Here is a 10067-nt window from a genome sequence, read left to right as displayed (position 1 = left end):
TCCGCATCCGCATCCGCATCCGCATCCGCATCGGCGGAGCGCGCCGCGGTCAGCTCGCGCACCGCCTGCCAGAGATCAGCAACCAACTCCGGCTCGGCGAGACCGTCGGCGGCGGCGGCGGCGAGCAGGCGCCGGCGCACTGCCGGATCAAGGTCCTCGGGCAGGCGCGTGTCAAGCTGCTGCTCCTCGACCAGCCAGCGCAGACCCTGCGCGGTCGGCGGCGCCGGCTGATGCAGGAGCAGCGCGCGCAGCAGATCGGCGCGCCGCAGCGGCGGCTCGCTGGCCGTCCAGAGAAGCTCGTCGGGGCGGCTGTCCGCCACCTGGCGCATGGCCGCGTCCAGGTCGGCGGCGTCGATCCGGCCCTGGCGAAAAAGCTCGCGGCAACGCGCTTCGGCAAGCCACGGACGCGCCCCGGTAAACCGCGCGGCAGCCGTCAGTGCCTGGGCAAAGGGCAGGTGCTGATAGGCGTGCAGCGTGTTGTGATGGACGAAATCGCGCAGCGGCGCCTGCGCCGGCAGGCGGTGCGCCAGATGCTCAACGCACTCGCGCAGGTGGGCAAGATCGTCGGCCGCCATGCGCCTTCAGCCGGCGAACTGGCGCGCCAGCTTGGCCACCGAAGCGCCGAGCAGGCGCAGCAGCGGCGGCGGATAGACGCCGATGAGCACGCTGCCGCCAGCGAGCAGCGCGGCAGCCGCAACCTCCAGACGGCTGAGGTCGGCAAAGGCGGCGACGCCCGGCGCGGCCGTTCCGAAAGCGCGTTCGGGTCCGGTCGACAGGCAGCGGATGGCGCGCAGCGCGTACGCCGCCGAGATCAGGACGGCGAGCGACAGGAGGACCAGCCAGCCGCCCCAGCGCGCGTAAGCGCCGATCAGGACGTGCAGTTCGGCGATGAAGCCGGCGCTGCCCGGCAGGCCGACCGAGGCGAGCAGCGCGAAGACGATCCACACGGCAAAGCGCGGCGCGCTGCGCCTGAGCGCGCCGTAGTCACCCAGGTTGCGGCTGTGCGTGCGCTCGTAGAGCAGACCGACGAGCAGAAAGAGCAGCCCGGCGGCAAAGCCGTGCGCCACCATCTGCGTCGCCGCGCCGTTCAGGCCGGCCGGGTTGAGCGCGGCGATGCCGAGCAGGACGACGCCCATGTGCGAAATCGACGAATAGGCGATCATCGCCTTCAGGTCGGTCTGCCGCCAGGCGAGTACGGCGCCATAGACCAGGCTGAGCAGGGCGAGCGCGGCCAGCCAATCCTGCAGCGCAAGCGCCGCCGCGGGCAGCGTCCACACGGCGCGGATCAATCCGTAAGCGCCCATCTTGAGGAGGATTCCGGAAAGCAGGATGGAGATCGGGCTCGGTGCCTCGACGTGCGCCAGTGGGAGCCAGCCGTGCAGCGGAACGATCGGCATCTTGACGCCGAAGCCGATGAGCAGGCCGAGAAAGACGAGCACCTGCGTGCGCACGGGCAGTTCCGCGCTGCCCGCCGCCATGTCGACCATGGCGAAGCTGTGCTCGGGGGCAGCGTCGTAGAGCAGAAGCAAGGCGATCAACATGAAGACCGAACCGCCGAGCGTGTAGAGAACGAAGTTGAGCGCCGCGCGATGCCGATTGGCGCCACCCAGCCGATCGATCAGAAAGAACAGCGGAATCAGCGTCAACTCCCAGCAGACGTAGAACAAGGACCAGTCGCGCGCGGCGAAGACGACGAGCAGCGCTGTTTCGAGCACCAGAATGAGCGAGAAGTAGAGGCGCGCACCGTTGCGCGTCGTGTCGCGCACCGTCGTCGAGGAAACGATGGCGACGAAGCACAGGATCGTCGCCAGAACGACCATCGCCAGCGAAATCCCGTCCAGGCCGAGCGCCAGATTCGACCCCAGACGCGGATTCCACGGCCGCGTCTCGAAGAACTGGACGTCCGGCGAACTCGCGTCGAAACTGGCCGCCAGCCACCAGGAACAGAACATCGTGCCGGCCGCGGCAAGGCTGGCCAGATGGCGCTGCACTTCGGCGCTGCGGCTGGGCAGCAGCCAGAGCAGAGCGGCGCCCAGCAGGGGCAGAACGAGGAGAGTTTTCAGCATGCGGGCGCGCCGGTGTACGCTGCGGCAACGATTTCGCTTGAAATTCTTCTCCCCATGGACGACGATTATGCCAGCATTTGGCCGCCTGCGCGGCCGCCATGCACCGCCATCCACCGCTTGGAGACTCCGATGAGCGCTGCCATTTGTCGCCATCTGCGTATTCACGGCCGCGTCCAGGGCGTCGGCTATCGCTGGTCGCTGTGTGCTGAAGCACAACGCCTTGGCCTCGCCGGCTGGGTGCGCAACCGACGCGACGGCAGCGTCGAGGCACTCGTCGTCGGGCCGCCGGAAGCAGTCGATACGCTGACCCAGTGGGCGCAGCGCGGCCCGTCGATGGCCCGCGTCGACAGCGTCGTCAGCAACCCGGGCAACGCGGCTGAAGTCGATCCCGGCGCAGGCTTCGCGCAGATTGCGACTCGCTGAGCGAGCCGGCCAACGACTTCCTTCGCCGCCTGGCGGCGCTCCCATCTTTCTTTCGTGAGGGGCAGAAACGATGAACACGGCCCGTACGGCGCAAGCCGGAATCCTTCTCCCGTTGCCGCCGCTGGCGCGCTACCTGAGTTTTTCGCTTGCCCCGAGCGCAGCACCCGGCGCCAGCCTGCGCGCCTTGGCGGCGGTGATCGACGGCGAACGCGCCGTGCTTGGCATCGGGCGCAGCCTGGTCTCCGCGCTCGGCGCCGAGATCGCCGGACTGCGCGGCTTTCCGACGCTCGCCGGAGTCGGCGTCGAGCCGCCGGCGACGCCGGCGGCGCTGTGGATCTGGTTGCGCGGCGACGACCGCGGCGAGTTGCTGCAGCGCGCGCGCCGCTACGAGCATCTGTTGGCGCCCGCGCTGCGCCTCGACGACGCCTGCGACACTTTCCAGCACGCCGGCGGGCGCGATCTGACCGGCTACGAAGACGGCACGGAGAATCCGGTCGGCGATGCGGCACGCAACGCAGCGCTGGTCGCCGACGACGACCCTGCCCTCGCCGCCTCGAGTTTCGTCGCCGTGCAGCGCTGGCGGCACGATTTCGCGCGCTTCGAGCGAATGCCGCGGCGCAGCCAGGATCTGGCCATCGGCCGCCGGCGAACGAGCAACGAGGAGATCGACGACGCGCCGCCATCAGCGCACGTCAAGCGGACGGCGCAGGAAAGCTTCGCGCCGCCGGCTTTCATCCTCCGTCGTTCGATGCCCTGGGCGGAAGGAAACAGCGGCGGTCTCGTCTTCGTCGCCTTCGCCGCGTCTTTCGCCCCCTTTGAAGCGCAGCTACGCCGCATGCTCGGCCTCGACGATGGCGTCGTCGACGCGCTGTTCGCATTCACGCGTCCCGAGTCCGGCGCCTATTTCTGGTGCCCGGCCATGCGCGACGGCCAGCCCGACCTGCGGCCGCTGGGAATCGCGGGCTGAGATCGGGCCAGGCCATCCTCGGTGGTTTCTCCTCATTCTGCTCCTCATCCTCTCGCTGCTGTCTGGGCTGCTTCCGTAGCCCTTCGATCGGGCAAGACTGCCATTTATCCTGCTGAACGAATCTCCGGGGCCGCATCTCGTTCCAAATCAATCACATTTTTCCACTTCGTGGGATCGAGATAGGCCATCCACCGCTGGCCATCGCTTTTTCGCCGTATGGCCACCAAGTAACCGCTGCTCAGCGGCTCCAACTGTTGCTGACTCAAGGCTGGCTCGCAGCTTCTCAGGTAAATACTGGGAACTGCCGCCCGGCAAACGAGCCCACGCCTTACCAGCTCGACCGCTTGAAGGAAGGAAGCACAGCGGAGTCGCGGATAGGGGGTTTCGTGAGGAAGCGGCGTCAGGAGCGCTTGCAAGGCAGCGCCTGAACTGCCCTCCTCCCATTCGAGCATGTGAATAATGCCACGTCTTACCGGCGATACCGGAGTGATCGCATGAACTCGCCATTCAAGCAATGTTCGGGCAATCAAGCCGTCACCTACTGATTGTTCTGAGCCGATACCGTTAAACGGACGGCAACGTGACAGACAAGCCGATCTGTCGCTGACCAGAGCAAGGTCCAGGGAATGGTTGCTCAGCGCCTCCACAACCCTGTCCGAGCGGAGGCTGACGATACGACCGGAAAAGTGGGTGGAATCCGCGCTGAGCAGGCGGAGGAACAGCATGGAAGCGCTGCTGCCCGCTGAAATCAGGGGCGAGCCACTGACGTCCTCAAGCGCGCGCTCAAATCTCTCAAAGGCGCCGGCGATGCGCACAACCTCCGTCGGCAGTGAAAACCGACTCCCACTTCGCCAAGCGAGCTCCTCGCCCAGATGCGCGTTGACGCGCAGCATCAGCCGAGTCAGGCGCGCCCGATTGATGCCCAATAGTCGAGCTGATGCGGCATGCGAATCCGGGCGCTCACGGGCCAACTCGGCGAGAAGACGCAAATCGTCAAGCGTCAGAACCGCTGCCGGACGCTTCATTGCTCTTCATTGTTCTGGCGATTCCACAGTAGAGCGGGATGCTCACTCGGACGCATGAACTCCGGCAGCGAAATATCCAGAAAAACGGTCCCGCGCGGACGGTAATTGGGACCGGCGACCAGCAGGATGCTGTCCGATTGCCGGGCAAGCCGGGATAGCCAGCCGACAGAGCCGCTGTTATCCAGCAGCACCGCGTGCTGCACGTTCCAACTTCGCGAGATGTGGCGGCTGATGTGGTGCAGTGCACCGCTTATGGCGAAAGCAACAATGCTTCCGTCGTGACGTTGAGCAATCAATGAGTGCAGCAAGTGGCGGCTCTGCTGCACACCGCGCGTTTCGGCCATATGTTCCAATTCAGCAGCTACCGACGCAGCCTCTACATTTCGGTTGCGCATGTCCTGCCACCTATCGGAAAGATCCTGCCAAACGCGGGAGTTTGCGGCGCGTCGATCAGACGGGTTGCTCAACTGCGATGGTCCCAGACGGCCTTGCGGATCCACCTCAAAAACGTGCGCCATGTCGGAACATTGGTATATGAAGAACGCGCGCGACATGGCTTGCCCGTCGATCACCAGGGGAAGGCCGGTGATCAAGTCGTTCGGGCGACGGATCGCGTCGTCTGCCTGGAGCAATTGCAGCCCTGCTTCGTCAAAGCATAAGACCGGCCAGTCGCTGTTTGGCGGATGATCTCCCCGACGTCGATACCAGCACCCCGACAAACGCGCCTGGTAGCCGAGCTCGTTCAAGGTGTTGCGAGCACTGATCAGCAAGTGATCCCGGTCGCCGGCAAGCGAAGCGAGTACGTCGCCAACCGGAGTCAGCACATCGTCCGGGTAGTCCCTCCAAGCCAGAGCACCCGTGCGTTTTGCCATTTCGACGCGTACCGGGTCTGCCAGAGCCGACCGCAAAGGAGAACGAACGTAGCCGGCGGTACCGCTGCCGGGCAGTCGGTCTCGGCCTGGGAACAGCGCCTGCACGCGGGGACGCTGGCCCAGTTCGAGGCGGGTAAACGTAGCGATCGAGGGGACGAGACTGGTTACTTGAGTGCTGTCGCCATCGTTCATGTGAACACCTCTATTACGCTGTCGACGGATCACAGGAGCAGCTGCAAAGCAGCCAGCGCGGCGCCGTGCGCGCCGGAGGGGCCTTCGCCGATGGCAGGCGCTTTGCCGATGACGATGCGGCGCGCGAGATGATGTGGCTGGCCAGGATCGCTCTGGCCGGGTTTCTCGACGACATGAAATCCGTAACGTTCACGAAGCGCCTTGCATGCTGCTTGATGGACGAACTCACCGCTGGATCCGGTCATCGGTCCGCCGCTGATGAATACCGTGCGCGACCGGAACAATTCCCATGTCAGCGCGACAAGGTCGGCCAACTGACATCCGACACGCGCGGCGACGGCAACAGCGAAGTCCTGGAACCTCTCTTCGTCCTCCAGGCCCAGCTTAGCACGGAGATCCGCCACATGTGCCGGAAGATCTTGGAACGTGCCGAAACCCGCCGTTTCCGTCTTCCAGGTCCCACCGATAGTATCCAGTTCCTCCTGGAGCGCAGAGTCCAGGTTATGGCCCCGCATTCTACTTCTTGCCAGGAGATAGCCGATGACCAGCGACTCGATCTTTGGAACCCCTCCGACTGACCCGACCAATCCTTTCGCTTCCTCGCCTGCCGCGGTGGACAACGCCAGCTTGTTGAAGGCATCTCGCCCAAGGCCGGTTACCCCAGCAGTACCCGCCTCCATTCCGACATAGACGACAACCTTGCCGGGTTCGGCAAGGATGTCCAGCACCCTGCCGGTCCTCGCGTTGATCGCCCCCATCGCCGTTCCGGTGCCCGCTGCAATGATGATGGCACGCTCCACTCGGCCCCTGAGGTCGCCAGCAGTAGCTGACCAGGCGTTCAAGACATGGGCAACTCCGTCGTTGATCAGCGTCACCCGGTCATCGCCGGCGTCGCCGAAGAAGGCCTCGGCAAATGCCTCTCGCACTTCGAGGCGCCGTAAGTCTTGAGCATCCGCTTCAAAGAACACTTTCCCGTCGCCAGGAATCGACGCACTTGCCTTGAATCCCTCAAAGTACTCCAATACTCCGGAAGGCGCCCGAACGCTCTCGTGAGCCAACGGACCGGAAACTGCACCCGGCCAAGTCACGCCAACGGCACGCAGTTCCTCGCGGCAGCGCTCCCAAGACCATTCCGGCGGCCAAGAATGATTCTCCAACTCCTCCTGAAGGCGCTTGACGAAAGCCTTCGCATCCCGGTATTTCGGCGTGCCTTTGTTCGGCGCGGTCGGATACTGGCCATACCCGCGCACGCTGAAGGAGTGTTCTGGCCCGTTCCCCAAAGAATAGACGGCCCACTTTACACCGCCGCCCCCGATATCGACGCCCAGTACATAGCCATCGTCTTTTCTCTCCCTATTTGCTGGGACAGTCATCCGAGGCAAACGCGGACGACGCAAGACATTCTGTATGGGCGCAGACGTGTAGACCTGCAAGTAGTGCTCGAACTGCTTTTTAGCGTGGAAACGCTCGTGGGTTATCCTGGCAAGCTCCCACCACTGATTCAGCCAGTCGTCTTGCGCACATCTTTCTTCTGCTTCGAGGAACTGCAGGGTATTACCGAAGGTCATGCGCTGGTTCCAGAGCAACGCGCTCAGCGTGCGAGCAACCACCAGCCTGGCGTTTCGCCAGTCCCTGTTCTCGATGGCCGTCTCGACTTCCCTGACGGAAGGGCACGCTTTCGGCAGGTAGATCCACGAGGCGCTGACACCAACCTCGGGATCGCATTGATTGGCGGGAAAGCAGACCCTCAGCTTCCAGAAGCTCTCGCGGTAACGACTGATGTGTGCGAGCACTTCGAGAACCCTCATCACGTAGGCCCAGGGAACGCGGGAAGGCTCAGGAAAACTCTTCACCAGCGAGTGCGTGATCAGTTGCCATGCATCTGGGCCGTTAGCCGGAGGGCATACGCCGAACGCCGCAAAATACGCCTCTTTCCAATGGTCCTCGGATTCCAAGTCAAGGTGGTAGAAAACCGCCTGACCCCGCCACGGTAGGGACGCCGGACGGTCGACATTCTCGCCAACATCCACGAAGAGACGCTCAAGATCGTCGATGTCCACCAGACGATGGCCGTGGTGCGTCGCCCAGTAACGGTCGAGCGATATCCATGCCACACCGTGCGAACCACCGGAAAAGCACAACACCCTCTGTGCAATGGCCTCCCGCTTCGGGCACGCGTTGTCTTTGAACACATAGTGCCCATACTCGAAGACCACCAGCCAGCGGTCACCCTCTACTGAATCCCCACCACTGCCCTGCGAACACTCCCAGCTACGCGTGATCGTCTTGCCAAGCGCTTCGAACAAGGCGTGCTCGACTTTGTCGCCCTCGCGTGATTCATAGCCCTCGGACACGAGCCAAAGGGCGCTCAGGAGGCCTTCCTTCCAATCGATGTCGCCCTCTCGGTATGCCTCAAATCCGTTCTTCAAGTGCTCCGCGAGGACTTCGGGAAGCAGGTCGTCCCGTAGTGAAATGTTGCCCTGCGTATCCCGCACAAGTACCGTCGACTCCTTGTTACTGCCAACGCAAGTGCGAAAGACGTTGTGCCAAGCAATCAGAAAGACAATCCATTGGCGGATAGGATCAGAGTGGTGGGCAAGCAACTCGCTCGCCCGGGCCGCCGACTTGACGTCATGAAGGTAGCTTTCCGTTCCCCACGCGGAATGCGAAAACAACAGCGCTTGGATGGCCAGGAGGACTGGACTGGTCACCGCTCGTCCACCCCGGAAGTAGAGTAGCGAGTGCGCTTTACTGCTGTGCGGTTGGTTGCCTGATAGCGGATGCGCGGGCGCGGAAAGCACGCGATTCACTTGCTGGAGCATGTGGCGAACCCTGCGCAAGGCCGCGCTTTGCTTGCCGCGCCCCAACCAGACAGGCATCTCTGAGGGGAGCAGGTTTGTCAGGCGACTGTGTAGCTCGGGAAGCAACTCGTGCAAGAGGTAGCCCAACTGGGCTTCGGCATGAGCGTGCAAGGCAAAGGAAAGCGCGCTCCTATCGTCGCCGTAGGCGCTGGTATCAAGATAGGGAGATAGCGGCTTGTCGTGAAGAGAAAAGATTTCCTTGAACACGGGCGGATCCTCCAGACATATGTGGTCTACCAACAGATCAGAAATTGCCTCTTTCTGCTCTATTATAGCCTCATGATGCGTGTTCCAGTCAACTCCAGTGCTTGGAGGACAGTTCCATGCGCCCAAAGCAGCGTCTGAGACGCTTTGCGCTTTGGTTACAAAACGCAAGAGTTCGGATACATGCCGGGTTTGGATTCACGAAGCATCTGGTACATGTCTGTTTTTGCGGAACATATTGAGCGTTTCGCGGCTTATCCTGAAAGCAGGAGAGGCCGATGAGCGGCGATCGACACTCAGGTGAAGGCCAATCACTCACTCCCCTGCACGCTTGCCGGGATAGTGCGGAGTGTGGCGAGCAGCAAGCCTTTGCGAGCGGCGGCGATGACGGTGCCGAGGTGGACACTGCCAGGCGGACGCTTCGCGACGCTGAACGCCACGGTGTTGTGCAGCATCAAGCTGACGGCCTGGTCGCGTGCTATTGACGGAACCCAGTCAGTCGGCTGCAGGATGATGTGAATCCTTGAGCGTCGCCATACCCTGTGGGACGAGGACGAGCCGGTGTGCACGAATCCGCCCGAAGGTCGCCGTGATGTGCGGGGTGAGACTCGCTTGAGGGTACACCTCTGCCGGCTACGCAGAAAGCGATAAGCGGCCAGCGTCCTGACGCGCGCAGCGCAGGCTTCGGGGACATTCGCCTGCGGCCGGTGAAACAAGTCGAGCGCAGGGGCGATCAGCCGTCGTTTGAGGCGTTCATCCCAGCAGCGCACAGTGGCAAATCCTCCTTCCGGCCAGTTGCTTGCCGGCGCACGCACCGGGCTGTTCAGGCGATCACGGGGTCTGGGCGAGAGTCGCTCGCGCCATTTACTGTGCAACGGCAGGAGCAGGATCTGTTTGGCGACCCGATCACGCCGCCCCGAGGTGGTCCCGACCTCGATCCAGTTGGCCGCGCGCTAGGAGCGGCCGGAAAAGCGCGTCGGATCGACGAAGTTTCTCAAGCAACAGCAGCCGCACGCCTCAGCGCGTTTCCCAATCGGCGGGCAGTCGCCGGCTCGCAAGTCCGACTGGCGCGACGTGAATCGGGCACGGGCGGCCAGAAGTTCGATGACGTGGCGCGCGCGAGCTCTGCCAAGGTTTTGCGGCAGCCGCCTTCCTGCCAGCTGCCCGTCGCGGTACGTCAATCAAGCCACTCGCAAACCAGGCGCAACAGTGCGCGGTGCGGAATCTCCGGCACCGACATAACGACCACCCGGATTCGATCCAGAACGCCAACAGAGAATTCGTCGCCGTACAGACGCATGCCAGCGCTAGCGCTCGCGGCCAACGGAGTAAGTGCGTCGGAGTTTCAGGACACCATCACCCGGCACCGGGTGGCAGCGCACGGCGTGCTTTCGCGCTCCGCCTAGCGACCCAGCTCGGCGCCGCTCGCCGCCAGCCGGAAGCCGCCGCTGTCGGTT

The 10067-nt window shown here is 63.6% G+C and carries 8 protein-coding genes and 1 pseudogene; 2 read left to right on the top strand and 7 right to left on the bottom strand.

Annotation, left to right across the window (positions count from 1 at the left end; translation table 11 throughout):
• Together RKP46_RS00830 and RKP46_RS00825 are read right to left on the bottom strand one after the other, a co-directional pair.
• Window positions 1-575 (bottom strand): putative inorganic carbon transporter subunit DabA (locus RKP46_RS00830; RefSeq protein WP_311104876.1); only part of this gene is annotated, 575 nt, incomplete at its 3' end.
• Window positions 576-581: 6 nt separating this feature from the next.
• Entirely contained in the window at window positions 582-2066 is a 1485-nt protein-coding gene (locus tag RKP46_RS00825) for an NADH-quinone oxidoreductase subunit M (RefSeq protein ID WP_311104875.1), read from the bottom strand.
• A gap of 129 nt (window positions 2067-2195) precedes the next feature.
• Between RKP46_RS00825 and RKP46_RS00820 the strand changes: the two genes are divergently transcribed.
• Window positions 2196-2489: an acylphosphatase gene (locus RKP46_RS00820; protein ID WP_300332283.1), complete on the top strand. Its 294-nt coding sequence runs from the start codon at window positions 2196-2198 to the stop codon at window positions 2487-2489.
• A gap of 70 nt (window positions 2490-2559) precedes the next feature.
• A complete protein-coding gene (locus RKP46_RS00815) occupies window positions 2560-3456 on the top strand; it encodes a Dyp-type peroxidase (protein ID WP_311104874.1) in 897 nt (298 codons plus the stop codon).
• 104 nt (window positions 3457-3560) lie between these two features.
• Here the strand turns inward: RKP46_RS00815 and RKP46_RS00810 are convergent, their stop codons facing one another.
• The 5 genes and pseudogenes from RKP46_RS00810 to RKP46_RS00790 form a co-directional block, all read right to left on the bottom strand.
• Window positions 3561-4481 (bottom strand): hypothetical protein, encoded by a 921-nt coding sequence (locus RKP46_RS00810; protein ID WP_311104873.1) that lies wholly within the window; start codon window positions 4479-4481, stop codon window positions 3561-3563.
• Complete coding sequence (locus tag RKP46_RS00805) at window positions 4478-5545, bottom strand: hypothetical protein (protein ID WP_311104872.1); 1068 nt, start codon at window positions 5543-5545, stop codon at window positions 4478-4480. Before RKP46_RS00805 ends, RKP46_RS00810 begins: the two co-directional genes overlap by 4 nt.
• A gap of 29 nt (window positions 5546-5574) precedes the next feature.
• The gene (locus tag RKP46_RS00800; RefSeq protein ID WP_311104871.1) at window positions 5575-8613 is read right to left on the bottom strand and encodes a hypothetical protein; all 3039 of its coding nucleotides are present in this window, start codon (window positions 8611-8613) and stop codon (window positions 5575-5577) included.
• A 308-nt stretch (window positions 8614-8921) separates the two neighbouring features.
• Window positions 8922-9065, bottom strand: coding sequence for a hypothetical protein (locus tag RKP46_RS00795; protein ID WP_311104877.1), 144 nt, complete (start codon window positions 9063-9065; stop codon window positions 8922-8924).
• Between the two features lie 234 nt (window positions 9066-9299).
• Window positions 9300-9380, bottom strand: a pseudogene (locus RKP46_RS00790) (hypothetical protein); the annotation flags it as partial.
• Between the last annotated feature and the right edge of the window lie 687 nt (window positions 9381-10067).

It is taken from the genome of Accumulibacter sp. (assembly GCF_031732815.1).
Classification (GTDB): Bacteria; Pseudomonadota; Gammaproteobacteria; order Burkholderiales; family Rhodocyclaceae; genus Accumulibacter.
The sequence above is the reverse complement of the archived record's forward strand: the minus strand, read 5'-3'. Positions and strand labels throughout refer to the sequence as shown.